27 protein-coding genes are annotated in these 25,718 nt (G+C 45.2%); 13 read left to right on the top strand and 14 right to left on the bottom strand.

All coding sequences use genetic code 11. The annotated features are described in order from the left end of the window. Window positions 1-49: 49 nt before the first annotated feature. Both HMPREF1536_RS13425 and HMPREF1536_RS13420 read left to right on the top strand, forming a co-directional pair. On the top strand, window positions 50-1,324 hold the full coding sequence (locus tag HMPREF1536_RS13425; RefSeq protein ID WP_028729694.1) for a M23 family metallopeptidase: 1,275 nt from the start codon (window positions 50-52) through the stop codon (window positions 1,322-1,324). Between the two features lie 133 nt (window positions 1,325-1,457). Beyond that, on the top strand, window positions 1,458-1,826 hold the full coding sequence (locus HMPREF1536_RS13420) for a YccF domain-containing protein (RefSeq protein ID WP_028729695.1): 369 nt from the start codon (window positions 1,458-1,460) through the stop codon (window positions 1,824-1,826). On the opposite strand, the gene HMPREF1536_RS13415 is transcribed toward HMPREF1536_RS13420, so the two are convergent. From HMPREF1536_RS13415 to ribD, 9 genes are all read right to left on the bottom strand, one after another. Continuing rightward, window positions 1,823-2,491, bottom strand: coding sequence for a M15 family metallopeptidase (locus HMPREF1536_RS13415; protein WP_028729696.1), 669 nt, complete (start codon window positions 2,489-2,491; stop codon window positions 1,823-1,825). The genes HMPREF1536_RS13420 and HMPREF1536_RS13415 overlap by 4 nt on opposite strands. A 6-nt stretch (window positions 2,492-2,497) precedes the next feature. Continuing rightward, on the bottom strand, window positions 2,498-3,331 hold the full coding sequence (gene murI, locus HMPREF1536_RS13410; protein WP_028729697.1) for a glutamate racemase: 834 nt from the start codon (window positions 3,329-3,331) through the stop codon (window positions 2,498-2,500). 81 nt (window positions 3,332-3,412) lie between these two features. Continuing rightward, on the bottom strand, window positions 3,413-3,916 hold the full coding sequence (locus tag HMPREF1536_RS13405) for an OmpH/Skp family outer membrane protein (RefSeq protein ID WP_028729698.1): 504 nt from the start codon (window positions 3,914-3,916) through the stop codon (window positions 3,413-3,415). 69 nt (window positions 3,917-3,985) lie between these two features. Beyond that, window positions 3,986-4,501: an OmpH/Skp family outer membrane protein gene (locus HMPREF1536_RS13400; protein WP_028729699.1), complete on the bottom strand. Its 516-nt coding sequence runs from the start codon at window positions 4,499-4,501 to the stop codon at window positions 3,986-3,988. A gap of 124 nt (window positions 4,502-4,625) precedes the next feature. Further along, a complete protein-coding gene (gene bamA / locus HMPREF1536_RS13395) occupies window positions 4,626-7,304 on the bottom strand; it encodes an outer membrane protein assembly factor BamA (RefSeq protein ID WP_028729700.1) in 2,679 nt (892 codons plus the stop codon). A 14-nt stretch (window positions 7,305-7,318) separates the two neighbouring features. Beyond that, the gene (locus HMPREF1536_RS13390) at window positions 7,319-8,062 is read right to left on the bottom strand and encodes an undecaprenyl pyrophosphate synthase (protein WP_028729701.1); all 744 of its coding nucleotides are present in this window, start codon (window positions 8,060-8,062) and stop codon (window positions 7,319-7,321) included. A 7-nt stretch (window positions 8,063-8,069) separates the two neighbouring features. Then, window positions 8,070-8,789 carry a type IX secretion system protein PorG gene (porG, locus tag HMPREF1536_RS13385; RefSeq protein WP_028729702.1) on the bottom strand — a complete coding sequence of 240 codons (720 nt, stop codon included), beginning with the start codon at window positions 8,787-8,789 and terminating at the stop codon, window positions 8,070-8,072. A gap of 76 nt (window positions 8,790-8,865) precedes the next feature. Next, window positions 8,866-10,245, bottom strand: a complete 1,380-nt coding sequence (locus tag HMPREF1536_RS13380; RefSeq protein ID WP_220445723.1) for a BamI family beta-barrel-assembly machinery protein — start codon at window positions 10,243-10,245, stop codon at window positions 8,866-8,868. Between the two features lie 109 nt (window positions 10,246-10,354). Continuing rightward, window positions 10,355-11,416, bottom strand: a complete 1,062-nt coding sequence (gene ribD, locus HMPREF1536_RS13375) for a bifunctional diaminohydroxyphosphoribosylaminopyrimidine deaminase/5-amino-6-(5-phosphoribosylamino)uracil reductase RibD (protein WP_028729704.1) — start codon at window positions 11,414-11,416, stop codon at window positions 10,355-10,357. A 54-nt stretch (window positions 11,417-11,470) separates the two neighbouring features. Between ribD and prmC the strand changes: the two genes are divergently transcribed. From prmC to HMPREF1536_RS13345, 6 genes are read left to right on the top strand one after another with little or no spacing between them, the layout of a single operon-like run. Continuing rightward, the gene (prmC, locus tag HMPREF1536_RS13370; RefSeq protein ID WP_028729705.1) at window positions 11,471-12,331 is read left to right on the top strand and encodes a peptide chain release factor N(5)-glutamine methyltransferase; all 861 of its coding nucleotides are present in this window, start codon (window positions 11,471-11,473) and stop codon (window positions 12,329-12,331) included. Further along, window positions 12,319-12,810, top strand: a complete 492-nt coding sequence (locus HMPREF1536_RS13365; protein ID WP_028729706.1) for a regulatory protein RecX — start codon at window positions 12,319-12,321, stop codon at window positions 12,808-12,810. The genes prmC and HMPREF1536_RS13365 overlap by 13 nt, the downstream gene beginning before the upstream one ends. Further along, the gene (locus HMPREF1536_RS13360) at window positions 12,791-13,477 is read left to right on the top strand and encodes a ComF family protein (protein ID WP_028729707.1); all 687 of its coding nucleotides are present in this window, start codon (window positions 12,791-12,793) and stop codon (window positions 13,475-13,477) included. Before HMPREF1536_RS13365 ends, HMPREF1536_RS13360 begins: the two co-directional genes overlap by 20 nt. Before the next feature lie 55 nt (window positions 13,478-13,532). Further along, the gene (locus HMPREF1536_RS13355; protein WP_028729708.1) at window positions 13,533-13,826 is read left to right on the top strand and encodes a nucleotidyltransferase family protein; all 294 of its coding nucleotides are present in this window, start codon (window positions 13,533-13,535) and stop codon (window positions 13,824-13,826) included. Then, window positions 13,819-14,196 carry a HepT-like ribonuclease domain-containing protein gene (locus HMPREF1536_RS13350; protein ID WP_028729709.1) on the top strand — a complete coding sequence of 126 codons (378 nt, stop codon included), beginning with the start codon at window positions 13,819-13,821 and terminating at the stop codon, window positions 14,194-14,196. Before HMPREF1536_RS13355 ends, HMPREF1536_RS13350 begins: the two co-directional genes overlap by 8 nt. A gap of 4 nt (window positions 14,197-14,200) precedes the next feature. Beyond that, window positions 14,201-14,581, top strand: coding sequence for a hypothetical protein (locus tag HMPREF1536_RS13345; RefSeq protein WP_028729710.1), 381 nt, complete (start codon window positions 14,201-14,203; stop codon window positions 14,579-14,581). Here the strand turns inward: HMPREF1536_RS13345 and HMPREF1536_RS13340 are convergent. From HMPREF1536_RS13340 to HMPREF1536_RS13325, 5 genes are all read right to left on the bottom strand, one after another. After that, on the bottom strand, window positions 14,571-15,107 hold the full coding sequence (locus HMPREF1536_RS13340; protein ID WP_028729711.1) for a GNAT family N-acetyltransferase: 537 nt from the start codon (window positions 15,105-15,107) through the stop codon (window positions 14,571-14,573). The genes HMPREF1536_RS13345 and HMPREF1536_RS13340 overlap by 11 nt on opposite strands. 3 nt (window positions 15,108-15,110) lie before the next feature. Continuing rightward, complete coding sequence (locus HMPREF1536_RS27890; RefSeq protein ID WP_167331520.1) at window positions 15,111-15,269, bottom strand: hypothetical protein; 159 nt, start codon at window positions 15,267-15,269, stop codon at window positions 15,111-15,113. Between the two features lie 290 nt (window positions 15,270-15,559). Then, a complete protein-coding gene (locus HMPREF1536_RS13335) occupies window positions 15,560-19,048 on the bottom strand; it encodes a DUF6383 domain-containing protein (RefSeq protein WP_028729712.1) in 3,489 nt (1,162 codons plus the stop codon). 504 nt (window positions 19,049-19,552) lie between these two features. Beyond that, window positions 19,553-21,910: a DUF3987 domain-containing protein gene (locus HMPREF1536_RS13330; RefSeq protein ID WP_028729713.1), complete on the bottom strand. Its 2,358-nt coding sequence runs from the start codon at window positions 21,908-21,910 to the stop codon at window positions 19,553-19,555. Window positions 21,911-21,936: 26 nt separating this feature from the next. Then, window positions 21,937-22,173 (bottom strand): DUF4248 domain-containing protein, encoded by a 237-nt coding sequence (locus HMPREF1536_RS13325; RefSeq protein WP_028729714.1) that lies wholly within the window; start codon window positions 22,171-22,173, stop codon window positions 21,937-21,939. Between the two features lie 212 nt (window positions 22,174-22,385). On the opposite strand from HMPREF1536_RS13325, the gene HMPREF1536_RS13320 reads away from it, so the two are divergent. The 5 genes from HMPREF1536_RS13320 to argH all read left to right on the top strand — a co-directional run bounded on the left by HMPREF1536_RS13320 (window position 22,386) and on the right by argH (window position 25,716). Continuing rightward, window positions 22,386-22,829 carry an HU family DNA-binding protein gene (locus tag HMPREF1536_RS13320; RefSeq protein ID WP_028729715.1) on the top strand — a complete coding sequence of 148 codons (444 nt, stop codon included), beginning with the start codon at window positions 22,386-22,388 and terminating at the stop codon, window positions 22,827-22,829. A gap of 82 nt (window positions 22,830-22,911) precedes the next feature. Then, complete coding sequence (locus HMPREF1536_RS27885; RefSeq protein WP_167331521.1) at window positions 22,912-23,082, top strand: hypothetical protein; 171 nt, start codon at window positions 22,912-22,914, stop codon at window positions 23,080-23,082. Window positions 23,083-23,304: 222 nt separating this feature from the next. Beyond that, complete coding sequence (gene pyrE / locus HMPREF1536_RS13315) at window positions 23,305-23,943, top strand: orotate phosphoribosyltransferase (protein ID WP_028729716.1); 639 nt, start codon at window positions 23,305-23,307, stop codon at window positions 23,941-23,943. 15 nt (window positions 23,944-23,958) lie between these two features. Next, complete coding sequence (locus HMPREF1536_RS13310; RefSeq protein ID WP_028729717.1) at window positions 23,959-24,369, top strand: SRPBCC family protein; 411 nt, start codon at window positions 23,959-23,961, stop codon at window positions 24,367-24,369. A gap of 9 nt (window positions 24,370-24,378) precedes the next feature. Then, window positions 24,379-25,716, top strand: coding sequence for an argininosuccinate lyase (argH, locus tag HMPREF1536_RS13305; RefSeq protein WP_028729718.1), 1,338 nt, complete (start codon window positions 24,379-24,381; stop codon window positions 25,714-25,716). Window positions 25,717-25,718: the final 2 nt, after the last annotated feature.

The following is a 25,718-nucleotide window of genomic DNA, read 5'->3' as shown; positions in this document are numbered from 1 at the left end:
ATTTTCTGTAAGTTTGTAGCCTGACGGATAAACACTAAATGAGGATATAATGAAGAGATTCAGCATTGCACCTATTTTGATCTTATTATTCATATTAGGTCTCTCCTGTAAAAGCACCCCCGAACAAACCGAAGAAGAAGTCGACAGCGAATGGATCGACAGCCAGCAACGCGCTTATCAATATGGTGTCTGTATCGACACACTGGATGTAAAAGACTATAAGATGAAGAACGGGGATAATCCGGCATCTATCTTTTCAGGCCTTGGTTTCTCAGCTTTGATGGCCGACAGCATCAGCCGTTCATCGACCGAAGTTCTCGATCCGACCAAGCTACAGGCCGGTATGCATTATTACACATTCACCATGCAGGACAGTACGGCACAGATCCGTTATATCGCTTTTGCCAAGTCGCGTACGGATTATGCGGTGATCGATCTTACGGGCGATGCGATCCGTGCCTACGAATTTAATAAACCGATCACGTTGAAAAGGCATTATGTAGAAGGGACATTGAATTCTTCCCTTTGGAATGTCCTCCAGTCGAACGGGGTCAATCCCCTACTGGCTATCAATATTGCCGACGTGTTTGCCTGGCAGATAGACTTCTATGATGTAAAAGAAGGTGACTCGTTCCGCGTTTTGTATGATATTGCTTATATCGACGATACGACAGCGTTGAATATAAACGGCATCCAGGGAGCGGTTTTCAACCATCAGGGAAAAGAGTTCATTGCCATTCCTTTCACCCAGGATAGCGTATTCGAATATTTCGATCAGGACGGGAATAGTCTGCGTAAGGCTTTCCTGAAAGCACCGCTGGATATATTCCGTATCACTTCGCGTTTCACCAATGCCCGCTTCCACCCGATACTGAAACGTTACCGTGCGCATCATGGGGTAGATTATGCCGCTCCTGTCGGTACGCCTGTCAAAAGCATCGGTGCCGGGACTGTGGTTGCCAAAGGGTATCAGAGCGGAGGTGGAAATTTCCTGAAAGTAAAACATAATTCGGTCTATACGACCACTTACATGCACCTTAGTAAGTTCGCTAAAGGCATACAGGTGGGCAGTCATGTACAGCAGGGAGAAGTGATTGCCTATGTCGGTTCTACCGGGTTATCGACAGGCCCTCACCTGGACTTCCGCGTACATAAAAACGGTCAGCCGATCAATCCGCTGAATATGGAAGCTCCCCCTTCGCTCCCGGTCAAGCCGGAACTGCGCGACAGCTTCGCCATTGTAAAGCAACAGGTCTTTGCAGAACTGGATAGTATGCAAAAAATGAAAACAGCAGTACCCGATACACTTCCGGCGACGGAGTAAAACGTACAGCAAGGGAGGTTTCAAATGGGTGCCTACCCGTCGATGAAGCAGTGCCTACCGGTTTCTGCTCCGATAACTATTGCTTTTAACCGGAATAATGTTACATTTGTGAACAAGATAAAATCGTTTGCGTATGAAATTTTTAGGTAATATCATTTGGTTAATTTTCGGAGGACTGGTTACCAGTATCGAGTATTTGATCTCGAGCCTGTTGCTGATGGTTACCATCATCGGCATACCGTTCGGGCTACAGACAATGAAACTGGCTTTGCTGGCTTTATGGCCTTTCGGCAGTAAAGTGACGGATAACGGCAATTCAGGTGGTTGCCTTTCTATCTTGATGAATATACTTTGGATTATATTGGGAGGTTTCTGGATCTGCCTGACTCATCTGGGATTCGGTCTGTTATTGTGCATCACGATTATCGGCATCCCCTGGGGCAGACAGCATTTCAAGATGGCAGCACTGGCACTGACACCGTTCGGTAAAAATATCAGTTAATCCAGCACAGGATAACTTTGCCGGGCTTCGGCCCGGCTACAAGCATTAAAGTGCCACCATTCGTAAGGGATCGTACGAAAGCCAGCACTCTTCATTATCCGGCGAAGCAAACGCCGGTTGTCGAATTCTTTTCGGGTGATCTTCCCGGAAGCCAGCAGAGCTTCCTCATTATTGGTATGGGCTTCTTCTCCAAAGAAATCGAAAGGGGTACCCATTGGCAGCGGTTCTCCTGCCGGATCAAGGATAGTCACATCCACTGCCATTCCGTAATTATGTAAGCCTCCCCCATTCGACGGGTTACTCACATAATTCACTTTATCAGTTCCACGTACCAAACTCCACATCTTCCGTTGTACCGACATCGGACGGGCGGCATCGTAGACTACCAGCGTCAGGTCGGGGTGTTCTTTCTTCAGCAATCGCTGGGCTGTAACTAATTTTTGAGCGGCATCGGGATGCAACCAGGCACGGGTTATCCCGGTATAAACCGTCTCCCCCATAAAGTTATCAGGAGTGGCATACACCAGATGTACACGGATCGTTGAGTCCAACACGGAGATATCGACCAATCCTCTGTCATGCAACCAGGTATCTAGTTCTTCCGCATTACTTCGCAAGTTACAAAGCAACAGCAACAATAGAAAGATATACCGGGTTTGTCTCATGATTTCTTAATCAATAGAGATTTGTTCCACTTCTATCGGATCATTCAAAAAGACAGAGGCGGCCTCTGAGAACTTCCCAGCAGACTCGGTAGTTAGGAAGCGGCATTTACCCTGATGGGTTAACCGGCTGTCCATTTCAGGATGCCTGTTCAGATAGTCTTTCAGGCTCTCTGCGACGTATTCTCCCTGAGCAAAGACGGTGATGCCGGATGGCAGGTATTGTTTGATCTTATCGATCAGCAACGGGTAATGGGTACATCCCAGTACCAATGTGTCAATCTCCGGATCGAGGGAAAGGATATGATCCAGATGTTTCTTCACAAAATAGTCGGCACCGGGAGAATTGAACTCGTTATTCTCTACCAAAGGAACCCACATCGGACAGGCCTCACCTGTAACTGTAATATGGGGAAACATCTTCTCTATCTCAAGGGAATAGGATTGTGAAGAGATCGTACCTGAAGTACCCAAAATACCGATATGTTTCGTCAAACTGATCCTGTCCATCATTTCAACCGTCGGACGTATGACTCCCAGCACACGACGGGACGGATCCAGCTCCGGCAGATCGCATTGCTGAATAGTACGCAAGGCTTTCGCCGAAGCCGTATTACAGGCCAGAATAACCAGTTGGCAACCTTCGGAGAACAACTTCATCACAGCCTGCCGGGTAAACCGGTATACTACCTCAAACGAGCGCGGCCCATAAGGAGTCCGGGCATTGTCGCCGAGGTAAATATAATCGTAGTCAGGCATTGCCTCACGGATCTTATTAAATACGGTAAGTCCTCCATAGCCGGAATCAAAGATCCCGATCGGACCCGGTTGTTGTGAAAACATATTCTTCCTTATTTTTATAATACAACAAAGGATGCCCTCCATAGAAAGGCATCCTTTGTTGTATCTGTACGTTAGATTTTATTACTTCAAACCTAATTTAGCTTTTACAAGCGGAGTTGCATCGATTGCAGCGTTACCAGTGTAAAGAACCATACCCGGATTAGAATCGAGAATATAAGCATATCCTTTTTCATCCCCTACAGCCTTGATTGCATTTCTTACTTTCTCCTGGATCGGTGCGAACAACTCCTGTTGTTTCTTATCCATATCCTGACGAGCTACCTGAGTAAAGTTAGTAACACGCTGTTCGATATCTGAAAGTTCCTGCATTCTTCTCAGTTTGATATTTTCAGTTAATGAGTCCTGCTGAGCGATATAGTCTGCGTATTTCTTTTGGTACTCATCTTCCATGGTCTTCATTTCGCCCATGTACTTATCGTTCATCTGTTTCAAAGTTTCCTGCATAGCAGTTACTTCAGGCATTAAAGGAATAAGCTCGTTTGTATTAACAATTGCCACTTTCATGTCCTGAGCAAAAACTCCTAACGGGAGGATCATCAACAATAAAATAATCAGTTTCTTCATTTTCTATAAAATATTACTTGTTATTAATCAATTATATTTTGTGTGCATAAAGCGCACAAATGTAAGCATTTATTTTGAATATCCTAACTTTAACAGCACTTCATTGCTGATATCTATCTTTGGAGAAGCAAAAATAATGCTCATAGCCGAAGCCCGGTCAACAACAAGCTGATATCCCTTGTCTTCCGATATTTCCTTCACTGCATTATATATTTCATCCTGTATAGGCTTCATCAAGCTTTCACGCTTTTTAAATAATTCGCCTTCCGGTCCGAAATAGGTGCGTTTCAGGTCTTGCGCTTCCTGTTCCTTCTTTACGATTTCTTCCTCACGTTTTGTCTTCATTTCAGCAGACAGGAATACTAAGTCGCTCTGATAGGTCTTATACATATTCTGCGCTTCCTGCTGGATTGCTTCCACCTCATTCTGCCATTTCTTCGATACCTGGCTCAATTGTTCGTTTGTCATCTCATAAGCCGGAATATTCTTCAGGATATATTCCATATCTATCAAAGCAAACTTTTGCGCCATACCGGCAAAAGAGCAAAGGAGCATCATACAACTCAAAACAATAATCTTCTTCATACACTTTCTTTTTATAGTTTCACTCTCTGACTACAAATATAGCGGAGGGTTTACTTTGTTCCAATGAATTATGGTTAATGCTTAACGCAGAATTGTTAATTTTCAATTAATCCCCCATTTATCATTAGAACTCCTGTCCGATGATGAAGTGGAAGTTGCTACCACCTGCACTACGAGAGCCGTCAACCTTGTCGAAACCATACGCCCAGTCGATACCCATCAAACCGATCATCGGAAGGAAGATACGAACACCGACACCGGCAGAACGTTTCAAGTCGAAAGGATTAAAGCTCTTCAAATCTTTCCATGCGTTACCTGCTTCAACAAATACAAGACCGTAAATAGTAGAAGACGGTTCCAACAGGAACGGGTAACGTAATTCCATTGCCAGACGAGAGTAAGCATAACCATAAGAGTTGTAGCCACCGTTACCGGCGATACTACCGTTTTCGTAACCTCTCAAACCGATTGTTTCAGTAGCATAGGTACTTGAATATCCACTCATACCGTCACCACCCATATAGAAGGTTTCAAACGGAGAACGTTTATGCTTGTTGTAAGATCCCAGGAAGCCGTATTCTACACGTGTCATCAACACCGGTGTACGCTTAACTGCGGCAGGTGCCAACGGAGAGAATAATTTAGCTTTGAATTTCCACTTGTGATATTCAATAAACTTGAACTTGTTCGGGTCGTTATCATCCATGTTGGCATAATCCTTTCCATCCCACAAAGAATAAGGAGGAGTAGCACTTACCGACAGAGAGAACTGTGAACCGCGACGAGTGTACAACGGGTTATCGATAGAGTTACGCTGTAACATCAATTCAAGGTTTATGTTATGGCAAGTACCGTTCTGTACCAGGAAGTATGCCCAGTCATGCATGATATACATCTGATAGTTCAATGTAGCCATGAACTGGAAGTAGTCATCCGGCCAGTTCAGACGTTTACCGTAACCGGCAGAAAGTCCTAACATCATGATAGACTTATCCGGGTCGTATGCCAATTCGTAGTTGTTATTATAGTAGTTGTTATAACCACCGTAGCCACCATACATACCACCATAACCATAACCATAACCGTAACCAGGATAATAACCGCCGTAATTCGACATGCTGTTATTATAGTAGTTACTACTGATATCCGTTTGTTTAGAGAAGTAAGCACTTACAGAGAGTGTATTCGGACGTCTTCCACCGAACCACGGATCCATGAAAGAAATACTGTAAGCCTGATAGTAACGTCCGTTGGTCTGTCCGCTCAATGTTAGTGTCTGGCCTTCACCCTGCGGGATGATACCTTTATATGTTTTCGGGTTCAGGAAGTTCTTCATGGAGAAGTTTGTAAACTTCAAACTTAACTTACCGATCACACCGGTCTGTCCCCAACCGGCAGAGAATTCGATCTGGTCGTTTGCCTTTGATGTCAGGTTATACTGGATATCCACTGTTCCGTTCTCCGGGTCGGGCAGCGGTTTCGGATCCATGTTTTCCGGGTCGAAATGTCCCATCTGGGCAATTTCACGAACGGAACGCATCAGGTCTTCACGGCTGAACAACATACCCGGTTTGGTACGAAGTTCACGACGTACGATATCTTCATACAAACGGTCGTTACCATTAATGATTACACGGTTGATGGTAGCCTGCGGGCCTTCCTGGATACGCACTTCCAAAGAGATGGAGTCATTGTCCACATCCACTTCCACCGGGTCGGCACTAAAGAAGATGTAACCGTTGTTATAATATACGTTAGACACGGCATCTTCATCTGTCGACAGACGCTCAGTCAATTTCTTCTGGTTGTAAACTTCACCCGGCTTCATACCCAGAATAGCTTCCAGATAATCTGAAGCATACTGTGTGTTACCCACGAAGCGAATATCTTTCAGATAATATTTGTCTCCTTCTTCCAGCTTCAGGAAGATGTCCACCTTCTTTTCATTAAAGTTGACAACACTATCGGAAAGCAGTACGGCATCACGATAACCATGCTCATTATACTTGGCTATAATGTTTGCTTTATCTTTTTCATATTCTTCGGTAGTGAATTTCTTTGTACTGAAAGCCTCCAAGATACTGGTCTTCCAGTCGTTCGGAATACTGAACTTTTCGTTCGTCTTCTTCATCGCCTTCTTCAGGTCTCTGGCAGACAATGCTTCATTACCTTCGAAATAGATACGGTGGATCTTAGTCTTTTCATTCTTGTCGATATTGATATCTACGATCACCTCGCCTTCATGGGCCAGGTCGTCGCGTTGAACGATATCCACATCCACGTTCTTAAATCCTTTGCCGTCAAAGAACTTCTGAATAACGATCTTCGCACGGTCCATCAGGTTCGGAGTTACCTGGAAACCCTTCTTTAAGCCCAGTTTGGCTTCAAGGTCTTCCCTTTCTCCTTTCTTGATACCATGATAATTGACTTCCGATATACGGGGACGTTGCTTCAGCTGAATTTCCAGCCAGATCTCGTCACCTTCAATCTTGGTTGCCAGGATTTTTACATCCGAAAACAATCCGTGCTTCCAAAAACGCTTTACCGCTGTTGTAATCTCATCCCCGGGGATAGTGACCATGTCACCTACCGATAGTCCCGAAAAACCGATTAACACGAAATCATCATAATTCTTAATACCCGTTACCTTAATATCGGCAATCTTATACCGTTTCGGCGATAACGAATAATTAATGACCGGCACTTCTGCCGGTGCTTCAACCTGGGTAGTGTCACTTTCCTGGGCAAATGCTCCGCAGGCAAAGCCAAGGAAAATAAAAAACAGCACTATTCTTTTGTACATATAACAGCTATTGTTTATAAGATTAATTGCTCACTTGTCTTACCGAAACGACGTTCGCGTTGCTGGTAATACAATATAGCTTCATACAACTCTTCTTCTCTGAATGCCGGCCAATACACATCGGTAAAGAAGAATTCGGCATAAGACGCCTGCCACAGCAGGAAGTTACTGATGCGTTTTTCTCCTCCGGTACGGATCAACAGATCCGGATCGGGAATGCCTTTGGTCGTCAGGTGGTCCGAGACAACTGCCTCGGTTATATCGTTGGGGTTTATTTTCTTTTCCTGTACTTGAACAGCGAGCTGTCTGACAGCTTCCGTTATCTCCCAGCGGGAAGAATAACTGAGAGCCAACACGAGAGTGGTACCTGTATTGGCAGATGTTTGTTTTATACAATCCAGCAAAGTGGCATGTGCATCTTCGGGCAAACGATCCAGATTACCGATAGCCATCAGACGAACATTATTCTTCATCAGATCCGGCGTTTCACGATGGATGGCCGATACAAGCAGGCTCATCAGCGCCTTCACTTCAGCTTCCGGACGGTTCCAGTTTTCTGTTGAAAAGGTGTACACTGTAAGGTACTTCAGTCCAATAGCCGTTGCCGCCTCCACTACTTTACGTACGGAAACAACGCCCTCCTGGTGTCCATAGCTCCGGTCTTTCCCCTGCGCTTTGGCCCAACGTCCGTTTCCATCCATAATAATCGCCACATGTTGCGGCAAGCGATTTTTGTCTATTTCCTCTATCAATGACATAGTGTTTTCAGTATCTAAACGTACTGTTGCTGTTTATACTATTACATGGTCTGTTACGCGGGCCAAAGTCCCAGGTAACAGAAAGCAGTAAAAATGAATACCAATCTTTGTTCTTCAAAAAACTGCCACCGGTCTGATAAGGATTATCCAGCATTGCATTGCTATCGTCCGTCACATCGAAATTATCTCCGAATAACTTACGGAACGAGAACTCGCAACCCAGGTTGATCCTGTTCTTAACCTTATATTTCACTCCTACCCCTAACGGGATATTCGGCCCGAAAAACATCTCATTCCCTGTACCCACTGTGACACCCAGTCCCAAGAATACATACGGAGTAAAACGCTTCGCTCCTGCATAAGCAAATTTATCACTGTACGGCATGAAGTTAAACTCCATCTGCCCGCCCAGCTCTATCAGGCTACGGCTGAACGATGCTTGTGCATTGTCCGGAAAAACATTTTCCAGTCCTTCCGTGCTACCCGACACCTGTCCCCACATCAGATTACCTTTAAAAGCCCATCTGAAGTTGGGATTATAGCGGAATACTGCTCCCACAGCGGGATTCATCCCTTTAAAGAAAGCGTTCTTGTTGGCATCCCCCATATAGAAGGCGCCCCCTGCCATTCCGCCTATTTCATATTTATATTCCTGTGCGTGAAGACCGGTAAATGAGCCGGCCAGCAGTATCAGTATAAGAACCCGTTGAAAAAAAGTTGAAGTCATAAGCTATGCTGTTATATTACTACACCTCTTTTCTAACGCTAAATTCCTTCTAAAATTATACTGCCCTCCACGAACTTTATTGCTTGTCGAAACCCAGTCGGTTGATACGACCACGCCAGATCTGATCCAGCTCGTTCGCATTAGTATTCTCTTTACCGCCGAAAATCAACATATATTTCTCTTTATCCACCTGAACAGAAGCAAAGCCTCTGGCTTTATAATCCACCGGCATAACAGTCAGCGTATCCGACAATGTCCACGATACACCACCGTCTATGGAGAAATAAATATCTTTATGTGCTTTATTGACTTCATCAATACCGCCGACCATACAGAATTTATCATCATAAGCTGAAAGCATAACGCCCTCTCTCTTATCAAAATAGTCAGACTCCATATCAGTCAGGAGCACCCAGGAAGTAGCGGTCATCGTACTCCAGGCTGAATTCAATAACTTACCATCTTTATCTTTTCCGGCAACAACCGTAAGGCTCTCACGGAACATATTCTGGCTTGACAGAGAACCGAAACCGCTAACAGGGAAACCTGCCGGAACAGCCTCGCCTGTCGTCCATTCCATATCTTTATCCATAGCTGCATAGTTCAGCGTACCGTTATTATCGATGATGGTAGCCAAAGCCGAAGACTGATTTAAACCTCCCTCTCTTACAGCACCCAACACCGTTTTCACAGACCAAGGCTGATCGACCAGCGTCCACTTCTGTCCGTCTACTGACTGATAAAGCGCACCCTTCGTAGTCGGTACATATAAGGCATTATTATACTCGGTCATCTGCGACAAACGAACTTCACCGGCAGGCAATCCTTCCAGCGGGAGAGTTGTCCAGCTTCTTACGTTCGATACGGAAGAGCTCTGCAATGAATAACCTTTGCTTGCATCAGCCGCTTGTACGTACATATAATAGTACTCGTCATTTTCTTCTCCCCATGTGATCACTTTCTGTTCCTTCACAGGGAAACCGAATACGTTATTGGCATACAGATCCCACGACATAGAGTCGGGCACGACCTGATGCACATTCACCTGGGCTATATACGTTTTCTTTGTAATCCCGTCCCAGGCAGTTGTTACCATTTTAACGGGTTTTGAGAAATCCAGGGAGTCTTTAGTATCCCAATAGAAAGTAGAGTCAGGCAATGCATCCTGAGTAACTTCGACTGAAATATAATTATTTGCTAATGAAATTGTACAAACGACTTTTTCAATAACAGTTCCAAAAGGCAGAGAGTCCGGATTAAAAATACGTCCGTTTATCTGATCAATCACAAACTTCACTGTATCCAACTGTCCACCAAGAATTGAATCATGATCCACTTTAAACGAAGTTATCTGACAATCCTTTGGCATCTCATACTCATTATCATCCGATCCCAGACAGGAAGACAATAACAATGCAATACATCCCGCTACAAATAGTACTATTCTATTTTTCATCCAAAAATAAGTTTGTTGCATATAAAGCCACAAAAGTAGAAACATTTTTTGCTTTATTCCCAATATCGGCTAATATTTATAATATTTTAGTTCCGTTAAACTACTTCGCTCACTGATTTTTCCGCGAAAAAACGGATATTACATGATCCTGACGTTTAATCACCTCCGTTAAGGATAAAGAGGGGGCCAGATTTATATCCGGCGCTTTCACTCCCGTTCCCAAATAAACCGGAGCCGTTTCGACAAACATCTGATCCCAGAGATCTTCCTGCAGAAAATGCCCAAGAAGATTGGCGCCACCTTCTACCATCAGAGAATTCAATTTACGGATATATAATTCGTGTAACACCTGCGGCAAGACAGGCTGAGAAAAGTCAATCGTTATATATTCCACCTGCTGACGGCTGACTGCCTTTTCAGCAGTAAAGACCAACGTCTTCACCGCCCCATCCAGCAAATGGTAGCCGGATGGTATGCGCAATATCCTGTCGAGTACCACCCTTACAGGCGACTTACCCACCCAATGACGCACCGTCAGCGAAGGGTTGTCCAACAAAGCCGTTTGTGTCCCTACCATAATAGCCGCCACATTGGCACGCATCCGGTGTACCCGGCGTAACGTCTCGGACGACGACAGGACAACTGCCGGCGACGAACTGTCCGTCCGCACCTTGTCCATGAAACCATCGGCACTCTGCGCCCATTTCAGATAGACGCAAGGACGTCCCAGTTGCTGAAAAGTCATAAAATCGCGGTTCAGCTCCCAGGCTTCCCGTTCCATCACCCCGGTCACGACCTCCACACCTGCTTCACGGAGCATCCTCACCCCTCTTCCCGATACTTCCGGGAACGGGTCGAGACAGCCCACCACCACACGCGGGATCTGCTTCCTTATGATCAGTTCCGCACAGGGCGGTGTCTTCCCATAATGCGAACAGGGCTCCAGGCTAACGTATATCGTCGCCTCTTTCAACAAAGACTCATCCTTCACCGAAGCGATAGCATTCACTTCGGCATGTGCTTCGCCGCACCTCCTGTGATACCCTTCACCGATAATTTTACCACGGTGCACGACCACGGCCCCGACCATCGGATTAGGCGCCACATTTCCTGCTCCTCCCCGGGCCAGTGAAATACAACGAGCCATATATTTATTCTCAACCTCGACCATTTTCTTTGCTTATAAATGGTTTTTACATTACTTTTGCACTAAAATTAAATTATCATGACTGAGACCGTCGCTTATATACAAAACACGCTGAAAGACTATTATCCGCTAAGTGAAATCAAAGCATTCACCCGCTTGATAATGGAACGTGTATGCGATATTCAGCCACATCAATTCTTACTCTGCAAAGATAAAGAATTATCCGAGAAGGAAAAATCGCAGATTCATAATATCGTAGAGCGGCTTACAAAATACGAGCCGATCCAATACATTTTTGGGAAAACCGATTTCTACGGATTTGAATTTGAGGTGAACCCTTCGGTGCTGATCCCGCGTCCGGAAACGGAAGAATTAGTCGAATTGATCGTCCGCGATTATCCCAAAAGGAAAGAACTGGAAATACTCGATGTAGGAACCGGTAGCGGCTGTATTGCCATTACCCTGAAAAAACTGTTGAACAAATCGCAGGTCTACGCGCTCGATGTTTCGGAAGAAGCTCTGAAAACAGCCAAACGGAATGCCATACGCAACAGGGCTCCGATCACTTTCTTCCAGAAAGACATCCTGACCCCGTCGGAAACGGCCGACTCCATTGAAGAGGAGTTCGACATCATCGTCAGCAACCCTCCTTACATCATGGAGAAGGAGAAAGCGGATATGGAAGCGAATGTACTCGATTATGAGCCTTCGCTGGCTTTATTCGTTCCCGACGACAATCCGTTGCTATACTATCACCGCATCACCTTGTTTGCCGAGCAAAAGCTGAAAAAGAAAGGATACCTTTACTTCGAGATCAACTCGCAGATGGGAGAACAGGTTGTCAGTATGCTGCGTATGATGGAGTTTAAGAGCATCGAACTGATACAAGACCTGTCCGGCAAGGATCGTTTTGTTAAAACACAGACATGGAACCGGTAACCGAGGGTGAAATGCTGCGCCGTGCCGCCGCTTATTGTTCTACAGCCGAACGTTGCATACAGGACGTACAGAAGAAGATCAAAGCGGCCGGGCTCACCCGGGAGGAGGGCGAGCGGATCATTGCCCGCCTGCTTCAGGAGAAGTTTATCGACGAAAGCCGTTTTGCCCGTTACTTCGTGAACGACAAATTGCGTTTCAACAAATGGGGACGCATCAAGATCGCTTACGAGCTGCACAACAAAAATATCCCTGCCTCCATCCGGTCGGAAGCATTGGAAGGGATCGACGAAAAAGAATACGAAGAGATCCTCCTCTCTCTGCTGAAGGCAAAGAAGAAGTCTGTCAAAGGCAAAGACGAAAGGGATGTCTACACCAAACTCCTCCGCTTTGCCGCCGGCCGTGGTTTCGAGAGCCGTGAAGCAATACGTTGCCTGAAACAATTACTCAAAGGGAACGATTATGAGGAAGACTTTGAATAACTTGCTGGATCTTTTCTTTCCCAAGCTATGCCTGTTATGTAACGACCCGCTTATGGGAGGTGAAAATCATTTCTGCCTCAAATGCCTGTGCAACCTGCCACACACCGGGTTCGATTACCTGAAGGAGAACCCGGCCACTCATTTATTCACCGGCAAAGTGATGATCAGCCATGCGGCAGCTTTCCTACATTACGAACGGGGCGGACATGTGCAACAGCTTATCCACGAATTGAAGTATAACGACAATAAGGAGATCGGTTTCCGTTTGGGACGTATGGCCGGACTGGATTACCGGCAGGCCATCCTCTCCGACCTTCCCGACCTGATCCTCCCTGTCCCCCTCCACCCCCGAAAGAAAAAGAAACGCGGCTACAACCAATCGGAATGGATCGCCCGGGGAATAAACAGCGTACTGAAACTCCCTATTGACACCTCCAGCCTGTGCCGCATCAAACAAAACGAAACTCAGACAAAGAAACCGGTATACGACCGCTGGCTGAACGTGCAGGAAATCTTCACCGTCGCCAATCCCCAAGCCCTCGAAGGCAAACACATCCTGCTGATAGACGATGTCATCACAACAGGCTCCACCCTCGGTGCCTGCGCCGAAGCGCTATTGACTGTTCCGGGGGTTCGGGTAAGTGTGCTGGCGGTTGCGATAGCATAAAAATTGCAGATATAAAGAATTATACATAACTTTGTTTCAACTAAATACAAACGAAATGAAATCAACAGCTGAATACATAAGCATCTTACGGGATTACATGACAAAGAATGCTGCAAAATACAGCATTACGCGTATGGGGATATTTGGTTCTGTAGCCCGGGGGGAACAGACGGAAGACAGCGATATTGATGTTTATCTGGAAACATCAACTCCCAGCATGTTTGCTTTAGTTCATATAAAAGAAGATTTGCAAGCGTTATTTGGTTGCAATGTAGATATAGTTCGCCTTCGTGAACGCATGGACACTTTACTGAAAAACAGGATAGAGAAGGAGGGTATTTATGTATGACACTGAAATAATCCGTTCTTCTTTATTAAAGGTTGAAATAGCAATCGACAGAATCCTGGAAAGATCGGAGACAATCCACTCTTCTGATGATTTCCTATCCACGCCTACCGGTGTAGAAAGAATGGAAAGTATTTGCATGCTGCTTATTGCCATTGGTGAAAGTATTAAACGAGTTGACAAAGCGACAGATAAACAGCTTTTATCTCAATACCCTGAAATAGATTGGAAAGGCGTTATGGGTATGAGAGATATTATAGCACATCACTATTTCGACATTGATGCAGATGTAGTTTTTGATGTAATGAAAAACAATTTGCCAGCAGTAAAGGAAACGATTGATAAAATGATAACCAAACTATTTAATATATAAAGACATGGACATATTTGATTTATTCTTTAGAACAGGGCCTGCCATTAAAGTGATTTTCAAGCTGGGGTTTATGCCCGGGGAGAATGAATTCTATGAATTGACTTGTCAGCAGTACCAAGATTACTTTGAGACGTTCGGACATACGGATGAAAAAGTCTTTATCTTACTTCCTGAAGATAAAGATAAATATAAAGAATTCGCTGCCGGAGATACTTTTTGTATGACGGAGTCGGAAAAGGATAGCCTGAAGGATGGAATAGCCGTCATCGAAAAATACTGTCAGGAGAGCGGCAAGCAATTCAACAGCGTGCATGAAAAACTATCCTATGTCGCTTCACGGCTACCTGATGCATTCAGCAAAGGGACACCGTTTGCTACTCATTAACGAATCGTTTTAAATCATAAAACATTAAACGAGTTTCGTCATTTTTATCCTTGTCTGTAATAAAATCAAAACCAGACTTCTGATAAAAGGCGATAGCATCTTTATAAGCATCTACCGTTATAAAACGGCAGCCTGTCCGGTTTCCATGCGTAAATAAGTACTTGACAAAACGTATTATTTCTTTTCCTAACCCTTGTAGTGCATATTCGAGGGATACAGCCAACCGGCCTATCTTTACAGCAGGATAATGTTTTCTTCTTTTGGAGTTAGGGATACGTCTACTCAACTTATTCCATATTGAGTTCTGCTCCGGATCCGATGATATTTTATCATTCAATAGACTGAAATAAGCAACAGTCTTATTGGCAGATAAATCTTCCAGCAAATAGGTTACAGCCATTAGATCTACCAGATATTTCCGAGCATCCTCCAACAAAAAACCGTTTAAGTCCTCATCTTTGCACTTAAACGGTTTTATTTCCGTATCTACCTTTAGCGGTATAAAATTAAAATCTTCAAAGGCCATCTTTTACAAAGTAAATGAAGCAATGGCCTTGAATTTTTCGAAAGCTTTTTTAGCAGCTTCCTTTTCCTCTTTAGACTCTGGTTTTATATTGGCAATCTTTTCAGAAAAACGTTTAGCATCTTTCCCTGTCAAAACCGGAGTTTCTTTAATCGGTTTAGCCATAGCATATATAATTATTGTACAAAGATAAGGCTTTTTATTCAAAGTATGACCTGCATTCCTTTATTTTAGAGAATTAGCATAAATAATATATATACGAAAGCCCGGCAGATAAACTCTGCCGGGCTTTGTTTTTGTCTGTTTTTGCTCTTCACAGAGGTTGAACAGAAGAACTTTATTTCATTACTTTAGTATTAATAATTACCGTTTGTTCGCCTGTCGCAGGGTAATTGGAGTCCGATAACACCGCACGGTAATAAATTTAGAATTATTTGATTATAAATAATTACTTCTTATTTTACGATTGCCTTTACAGCGGCTTCACCTTCTACGGCTACGATTACTACACCTGAAGGAGTAGCGATTTCAGCCTTGTCAGAAGAAAGTACTGCGTTAGCTACAGTCTGACCAAGTACGTTACTGATAGTAACTTTCTTGCCCTGTGCACCGGCGATGATCACTTTACCTTCTGTTGTTGTTACTTTTACAGAAGAAGTAGTGATATCTTCGTTTGCTACAGGATTACCCTTGAAGTTTTCTTCCATGTTGAATGTTTCACCATTCAGATAGCTGTTAGTCACAACAATTGTACCGTTGATCCAACGCAGGTAACCTTCATCGTTTGCTGATTCGTCAAATGCTTCTTTCGATGTAGCTGAATATTCTTTGTACCGAGTCTGGATCTTAAATGAACCTTCTTGGTTATTTACATAACGGAAGGCAAACTTAGCCACATTGAATGCAGAAGAGTCCATAGCCAACTTAACAGCTTCGCCACCCTTGCGAGTAAGATACAGTGTGTCACCAACGTGAATACCTTCTACGAATGACAACTTAGCCTTATAGTCCTGACCTGCCTCTACCATATTTACATACGGGTTGTTGTGCAGGTGTTTCTGTTTGTAAGCAAATGCAGTATCAACCAAGTTGATCAGGAAGCGACCCTTAACAAGCGGAGTCTTGATAGCGTGAGGACAAACACCATGTTCCTTAATCCATTCTGGATCGTTGTGTTCCGCATCGTCCGGACAGTATGTATTAAGCGTCTTATCAACATTTACCGCCAACAGATACTGGTAGCAAGTGTTTGCAACACCGTCGGCATCAACACGATTCACATAAGCTGTATCGACAAACAATGCAGGGTTTGCACCGGTTACACTGTTGTTTACATTCAAGAAGCTCAAAGTATCTTTATCCACAATTGACTTAGCGTCACGTTTTTCGAACAATACTTCTGTAGGATATTCATCACGATAGATTCTTACTGTGTCACCCCATTCTTTTACAACCTTGCGGTATTCAGGAGCACCAAGTTCTGTTACCACCATGATAGAGTTATCGCTCACTTCATACAGGCCTCTTTGTTTCAAAGCACCCCACTGAACGCTGTTAGCTACGTCGATTTTCTTATTACCTAATGCTGTTGCAGCTTTAGAAGGTTTACCTGAACCTAATGTCCAGTCACGGTTCGGCAAAGTAACAATGCTATAACCATTCGGTTTAGCTTTCAATGCAAAACGGAAACCAGTTCTGGTATCAGCTTCTTCATTACATGCATAGTAGTTCAGATTGTTTCCTGACAAGAACTTCACATATTCAAGATTTGCTCTGTTCTGAATTTCGTAAGGAAGTACAGCCAATACAGACTTAAGTTGTTTTTTAGGATCTGTAACCTTATTACCCTTTGCATCTTCAGTATAGAATGTAGTTGTGATGAATACGGTATCAACTTCATTGATTTCTTCACCAGCTTTGTTTACTTTCTGATCCAAACGCAGATTCCAGATACCAGCTGCATCTTCGTCAGCAACAACACCCAGCTGATGAGTACCGTTAGTCTGATGATTTTCTGCCCAGTAACCTACTGCATTTTGTGTTTCATTGTGATACTGTCCGATATGGAACTTCTGATTTCTCAATTCGTTCGGAGTAGCAGTTCTAAAGCCGTCGAATTTTGTAATATCGTCGTTAGCAAACAATTTCACTTCAACGGTATCGTTAACCATACCAACAGGAGCTGTTACAGTTTCAAACTTGTAAACATTGTCCTTGCCAGTCTGACGGAAGCTAACATTTGTCAGCGTCTTACCACTTTCACGGTTTGTCAAAGTAAATGTTTTATCAGAATTTACATCAGTAATAGCCCACTGTACTTCCGGAGTATTGCTTAGAACAGAGTTCTTGTTTACATAATCAGCTGTTGCTGTTCCGTCAGCATCGTAATCTACTGTTGACAGGATACCGTTCTTCTTGTAGATAACGCTTGTAGGATCTACCTTTTCTTCCGCTTTATCTGTCAAGAAAGAGATACTCATGAACTTACCTAACAAGTCTTTGTAGTCAACCATATTGGAAGCAGTCAGCGTGATATACGGATATGTTGCAGACTCTTCCGGAGCTATTCTCGTTCTCAAATAAGCTACATCTTCGCTCAGGTTATCTTCAAGGATGATAGTTCTTGCATCATCTAAGCTTGCATTTTTACCAACTTTGATTGTAGAAACAACATCTGTTGATTTAGTGCTTGTACTTGCAGAGAATTCGAACCAAGAATAGTACTTACCGTCTGTATCGTCAGCCAGTTCATCTGCTGTAACCGTTTTAAATACATTCTTATTTTCATCCTTCTTATCATTAACAACTAATACGATATAGTTATCTCCTGATTTGATTTGGAACTTAGTGGCTAGACCTGTAGTGATCTTATTTCCATTCGCATCAACAGCTATCAATGAGCCTGCAAATGCTTCAGCACCTACAATTTCCTTATCGCTATCTTTAGCTACTTTGAAAGTCAGGTCGAAAACATTGCCAGTACGGTTATTCAAAGCGGCAGCAGTAATAGGGAAATCTAATGCTTTGTAGAAACCAAAAGCGATAGGAGCATCAGCAGCACCTTTAGCAGTAAAATCAGCATCAACAGTTGCAGATCCTAAATAGAGACCTACACCACCGTTATACTCAGCATTGGAATTAAATGATTTTGTTTTACCGATGTTAGCGAACTTACCATCAAACGCCTTGTTTTCGAAAGAGTATTCACCGCTTGCGCTTCTTACCGGCTTCCAAAGATATTGGTCGATGTTTGCAGCGGTTATACCAGCAGATCCATTAGCACTTACAGTTGTTGCATCTTCAGTACTAAAATACAATAATTTACCATTCGTTGCTGCAACGAAATAGTAATTATCATCAGCAACCTTTGTTACTTTTGTTAAAGTAGAACCATTTGCCTGAATGTTTTCGTCTGCGGTGTATTGGCCGAAAGCAAGTGCTGTACCATTAATTGTTGCAGTAGTTACACCAGAAGCTACCAGCGTAAGTTCTTTGTCTTTTTCTGTTTTACCAGTATTTGTAACATCCTTAGCTACAACAAATTTACCGTTTTTAATTACAAACGGAACAGCGTAAGTTTTAGCAGCTTCTACACTAAATTGATTTGCAGTAGTAGAAGCTATTAAATATTTACCTCCAGCCTTCAAATAAAACCAATCTGTAACATCAACGCCTGCAAAATCAGCTGCGGGTACAGCTTCCAGTGTCCATTCACTTCCATAGCTTTCAACTGCCGCAGCAGTAGCCGCAGCAGACGTTCCATCGGCAACTTTTAATAAAGTAGCTACCTTTCCATTGTCTCCATCACCCTCAGTGACATCAGAACCGATCAAATAAGAACCATTCACCTTCGGCGCAGTGATTTCAATCACTCTAGCGTCCAGCGTCGTCCAAGCACCGGCTGCCAGAAGGACAGCCACTAACGTAGAAAACTTTTTGTTCATAATCAATAAATTTAATATTAATAATAGTGTTATAAATAACCTCTACAGCCTGCTCTCGGCAGGGTTGCTAGTGTTAATGACTAGCTAAAACGATCCTTTTAATTAGTCATTTCTTGGAAGGCATTTTGATTTGATAACAAAAAGCAGTATTTTCGTACTCGCTTTGCTATTCTCTTGATAAGAAAGAAGATAGTAGAAGAAAAAAAATTGGAAGAAATGATTGGTAATTCAAAATGATGAAGTACCTTTGTGACGAGAAAAAACGATCCTTTTTTTTAGTCAGTCTTTTTCCGACCTCTCACCTTGCTATTCATATCCTAGAGTTGTATTCCCAATAAATGTTAAACAAGCTCAGCTTTTGGATGGATACCTATCCGTTTTGCCATCGATGCCTAGCCATTTTCTATGGGTAACTACCCGTTGTCCGACCGATGCCTACCCATTTCTGAGCGGGTCGTTGGCGGATGAAAAAAGATTGCAGAGTATCAAAAGTATCAAAAGTCTCTACCCCATATCTGAAATAGCAATACTTTTTCCGAGATCTGTTTTCTGATAGTAACCACTTGCATATGAAATCAATAACTTATGGTTCTTTGCATTTTTCAGCATCCGAAAAACACTTGCACGACTGATACCTCGGACAACCGACTCTTCCAGGATCTCCGCCGTAGAGAACTTGTCGGGCATGGCGGCAAACAGGTCGAGCTGGGCTGTCGGCATCTTAAAATGAAGTTCGCTATTGCTATGCTTCATCGTGGTACTAACCAGTTGCGAATGACGCAGGCAACAGGTACCGATATGGAAAGCCATTTCAAAATCGTCGTCGCCAACCTTCATCTTAGGTACATCGAGCTCCGCTTCCCCTTTGCGCAAAGCCGTCAGTACCATACAGATACGGAAGATAATCATGCGATGGCGCAGTACCACCGAAGCGATGTCTTCATTACCGAACACGCGTACATTATAATATTCACGTTCGAAATAGCGATCCAGCTTCTTACGCTGGCGGTCGGTGAAGCTGATAAACGTAGACGACTTCTCCAGGAACTGGGCTATTTTGAGCACGCGCGTTCCCAATTCGTCGAAGTAGAAAGCATTTTCCAGCTTGTCGTCCGAAGAGGTGAGCGGGTGATAACTCGACATTCCTGTAATGCGGTAGATCAGGAAGCGGCTGTAGAGCCCCTTTTCGGTGGAAGGGATCAGCTGAAGCAGCATACCCGGTGTACCGGAGGCAAGCACGCCCAGCTTCGGATGCAGAATGAAAGACGAACCGTTGTGCTTGGATGAGTTGGCCACGATCTCGTGGTGGAACGCCTCATTAAGCACACTACCATAACCGCCGAAATCCTGCGCGAGCGTGTTGTTGATCGACTCGAGTTCGTTTTCGAACAACAGGGAAGCATAAGGGTCGTTGGCTTCCAGTTGTTCATTCATACGCGCCGTAGAGGTGTAGCCGCTGATATGAAGCTGCTGCTGAATAACCGGCTGCGGTTCTTCGAGAGGGGTGCCCGGCGCCGGTTTGCTTTTTCCCTGGCGTTGCTTCATCTTGTCGAGCTCGTAGGCTTCTTTCTCTTTCTTGTATTCAGCTACTTTCCTGAACGAATTGTCGTAGACAGCACGCTGCCAAGGCACCACCAGTTTATGCGCCCGGCTGATACATCCTTTGCCGCTTCCGGAAGGGCCGATCACCAGGGTATAAAAAGGAGGATAGCAAATATCGTCGGCATTCATACCTCTCACTCCCGGCAGGGCGGTACTTAACACGGTGAGCGACGAGAGCAACAAAACATCGAATTCGGTATCATCCACCGCACCCTTCAAAGCGTCCGCGAGTACTGTCGGAAGAGCAGCTAAAAGGGCCTTTTCGAAGTGAGGCAAACCGGCATCCTCGTCATCAATATCAGGGCCTAAAGGCGAGCCGTCCGACAAGTCGGCATTTTCGGAAGTCCCCGTGATACTTTTGATACTTTTGAGACTCCCGGCTGTTGCTGCGGCTGCCGGCGGACACCAGTTTTTGCTGCCATGCGCTGTGCGGTAGCGGCGGTAGATGTCGCCCACGGTCGTGAGGATTTCTTTTTCACCGAAGCCCGGAGCGGTATAGCGGTAGAGGCATTCGGCCGTCACTTCGGCCTGGCTGAAACCGGCACTGTTGAGCGCCGAAGCGAGTCGTACCACGTAGCTGTGGCGGTAGCCGTCGGTGAAGGGGTTGTTCATTTCAAACTTATCGATGTAGTTCGACAGCGAGCGCGGTTCGGAGGGCGAGAAAACATCCGTCTGATCGGGAGCCACAGGGATGTTTACCACTTCGGCCACTTCCTTATAAAAGGCCGTCGGGTCGTAACTAACGAAACAACCGCGGTTGGGGTCTTTGCCCGAAGGGTCTACCTTCACGCCCGGCAGGTCGGCTTCAAGCAGTCGGCTGACCACTGCAAAGGCCTGTTCGTGGTGTTCCATATCGCTGTCTACCAGCACGAAGAGTTTAAGCCCGGTGCCCGAAGGGCTGATATGGCCGGCTTTCACATATGCCAATGCTTTGGCCCGGCAGAGCAGTTCCGCAGGTGATCCGGGCACATGGTCGAGGTCGCCCGTTACGCAGCGGGAGTAACCTACCAGATGCTCGCGTTTGCGGCCGCCTTCCATGCGGCCACCCGCCACCAGCAAGGGCAGGTTCTTTTTGCAGGCATTCGCTTCTTCCTGCCGGCCGGAGGCTACCAGGGCGCGGACGTTTTCTACCGGTTGTTTGTACTTACCGTTCACCACATCGGCGAAATAGTTTCCGAGTGTGGCCGGTGTGTAAGAAAGGGTGTCGAATGCTGTTCTGAACAGGGTACATTCAACGTCTTGATTAATTTGATTTCTCATACTAAATTATAATGAGGTTTATACTGTCAGGGTTCCCCCAGATGTTCGATCAGTACGCCTACTTGCTTCGGCGTGTAGAGTTTCTGGAACTTCATCCACCCGGCGGCTTCGAGCTTGGCTTTCAGTCCGCGCGAGGTGCGTATCCATTCCCACATTCGTTTATAGGCAATCACCGGTGTATGGCCGGGAAAATAAAGTTGGGCAAATTCCGTTACCCCATACGCTCTCCCCCAGGGAGACAGTTGCGTTTTTTTGTCTTCCATATTTTTTTGATATTTAATTATTTATTACACCACAATGTAGGAATTAAATGAATACGTTGTTAGCTTTTCAACGGATATTTATCGAAAAAATAATACATACTGATTATCCTGCACCTTTCCGCAATATCCTTTCAGTAGTAAAGCATACATTATCTTTGTAATGTAATCAGAAATAAAGATTTTAATACACTAACCCTTAAACATTTAAAGTTATGTCAGTAAAGTACAAGCTGGTCTTGAAAAAAGACCTTACGAAAGGTGCGGCAGAAGGAGCGAAACGTCATTATGCATCTGCCCCGGTAAGCGGAACGATGAATTTTAATTCGATCTGCGATGTGATAGCCGACCGCTCGACGGCGAGCGACGGTGATGTGGCGCTGGTGGTGCGCGGACTGCTGCGGGCAACGGAGGAGGCGTTGCTGCGTAATGAGGTGGTCGAACTGGATACGCTGGGGCGTCTCCGCCTGTCGATCGGCAGTTCGGGCTCGGTGCTCGAAAAGGATTTCCAGGCGGGCATGATCCGCAAACCGAAAATCATCTTTACCCCCGGCGCCCGGTTGCGTGCCATGCTCGATAAAGTCAGCTTCGAGCGTATCGGCAAAGAGCCGGAACAACCGGATGCCGGCGGCGAGGACGACCGACCCGTTATCGAGTAGTTATTAGGTGCAGCCTGGCATGCAACGACAAGACTGTCCGGGCGATTATCGAATTATCCACCCTATAAATAATAATTATCCTATGGCAAAAATTAAAAAAATCCTCGAGTTCATTCTCGCTTTGCTTAATTTTCTGTTTCACTTTAAACCCACTCCGGATGAAGAAACAATTGCTCCTGTTGAAAACTATCCCCGCCCTGCTTCGCCGCCTGGCCAGGAAAGGGCTGAACCTCTATTTGAAACTATCCCTTAGGATACGTCTCAGATTCTGACGAAAGCCAGCTCCGTACGGGTAGTTCACGGACTGCCCCGCAAACAGCCTGCCCCCTCTTTCCAAGCCTGCTCTGGAAGAAAGGGTGGGCTCTTTGTTTTAAATAACATCTTTTCAGGCATTCATTTTTTTCGGTATCTACAAGGTTATATCATTCCGATTGCCTACTTTTGCACTTTGATATAAATATATATGTAGGATTGTATGAAAACACTGGAAAGATTAGTTGCAGAGAAATTATTAAAAATTAAAGCCGTTAAGTTACAACCGGCCAATCCGTTCACATGGGCTTCCGGCTGGAAGTCGCCGATTTACTGTGATAACAGAAAGACGCTTTCTTACCCGGCTGTTCGTAGCTTCATTAAACTGGAACTGGCACGTGTTATCAGCGAGAAATACGAAAACGCAGACGCCATCGCAGGAGTTGCCACAGGAGCTATCGCACAGGGTGCATTGGTTGCCGACCTGTTGGGATTGCCTTTTGTTTACATCCGCGCAACGCCGAAGGATCACGGACTGGAAAACCTTATCGAAGGTGAATTGAAACCGGGTTCTAAAGTAGTAATCATCGAAGACCTGGTATCTACCGGCGGCAGCAGCTTGAAAGCTGTTCAGGCTGTACGTAACTTCGGTTGCGACGTGGTAGGTATGGTTGCCATCTTCACACACGGCTTCCCTGTTGCCACACAGCAGTTCAAGGATGCCAAGGTTACATTGACTACGCTGAGCAATTACGATGCCGTTATCGAAGAGGCTGTACGCACAGACTATATCGACGAATCGGAAATCGCTACCCTGCAGGAATGGCGTAAAGACCCCGCAAACTGGAATCCCGAAGCTTAATCAGACAATAGCAGGATGACAGAATTTGTTAGTGAGATCAAAACGATCCCCTATAACGAGGATCGTGTCTATGCAATGCTGTCCGACCTTTCCAACCTGGAACGGGTAAAGGACCGCATTCCGCAGGACAAGATAAAAGACTTTGAGTTCGACAGCGACTCCTGTGGTTTCGCTGTCGATCCCGTAGGTAAGATACGCTTCGAGATCGTTGAGCGCGAACCGAATAAAACGATCAAATTTACTACAACCAATTCGCCCGTTCCCCTCTTCCTCTGGATCCAACTGAAACAGATGGAGGAAAACGACACGCGGCTGAAGATGACGATCCGCGCCGATCTGAACCCGTTTATCAAACCGATGGTATCAAAACCATTGCAGGACGCTCTCGACAAGATATCGACTGTGATTGCCGGCCTGCCTTATTAACTCCGCATTATGGCTCAGAAACTTTGGGAAAAAAATGTACAGGTAGACAAGGAAGTCGAAACCTTTACCGTAGGCAAAGACCGCGAAATGGATCTTTACCTCGCTAAGTACGACGTCCTTGGCTCGATGGCTCATATCACGATGCTTGAAAGCATCGGGTTGCTCACGAAAGAGGAACTGACAGCGCTGCTGGCAGAACTGAAAAACATCTATGCCGTTGCCGACAGCGGTGAGTTCGTGATCGAAGAGGGCGTGGAAGACGTCCATTCGCAGGTGGAGCTGATGCTGACACGCCGTCTGGGTGATGTGGGCAAGAAGATACACAGCGGACGTTCGCGCAACGACCAGGTGCTGCTCGACCTGAAACTCTACACACGTGCACAGATACAGGAGCTGGTGGAACTGACGAACGGCCTGTTCGAGGTACTGATCAGCCAGAGCAACCGCTATCAGGAGGTGTTGATGCCGGGATATACCCATTTGCAGGTGGCGATGCCTTCGTCGTTCGGCCTTTGGTTCGGTGCGTATGCCGAGAGCCTGGCTGACGATTTGCAGATGATGCAGGCGGCCTACAAGGTGTGCAACCGCAATCCGCTGGGTTCGGCTGCCGGATACGGCTCGTCTTTCCCGCTGAACCGCAGCATGACTACCGACCTGTTGGGCTTCGACTCGATGGATTATAATGTAGTGTATGCGCAGATGGGACGTGGCAAGATGGAGCGCACGGTGGCTTTTGCAATGGCGGGTATTGCCGCTTCGCTTTCGAAGCTGGCGTTCGATGCTTGTATGTTCAATAGCCAAAACTTCGGTTTCATCAAGTTGCCGGATCAGTTTACGACGGGTTCCAGCATCATGCCGCATAAGAAGAATCCGGATGTGTTCGAACTGACGCGTGCGAAATGTAATAAGATACAGGGATTGCCGCAGCAGATCACGTTGATATGCAACAACCTGCCTTCGGGTTATTTCCGCGACCTGCAGATCATCAAAGAGGTGTTCCTGCCTGCTTTCGACGAGCTGAAGGATTGTCTCCGCATGGTTACGCATATGATGCGGGAGGTGAAGGTGAACGATCATATCCTGGATGACGATAAGTATGCCTTGCTGTTCAGTGTAGAGGAGGTGAACCGCCTCGTGCTGGAAGGTGTTCCTTTCCGCGACGCTTATAAACGGGTCGGTCTGGAGATCGAAGCGGGTAATTTCACGCCGAATAAGGCTGTGAACCATACACATGAGGGTAGTATCGGTAATCTGTGCAATGACAGTATTTCCGCCCTGATGCAAAATATTATCGATGGTTTCTCGTTTAATAAGGTAAACGAAGCTGAAAAGAAACTGTTAGTATAATA

The sequence above is a fragment of the Parabacteroides gordonii MS-1 = DSM 23371 genome (genome assembly GCF_000969825.1).
Classification (GTDB): Bacteria; Bacteroidota; Bacteroidia; order Bacteroidales; family Tannerellaceae; genus Parabacteroides; species Parabacteroides gordonii.
The sequence above is the reverse complement of the archived record's forward strand: the minus strand, read 5'-3'. Positions and strand labels throughout refer to the sequence as shown.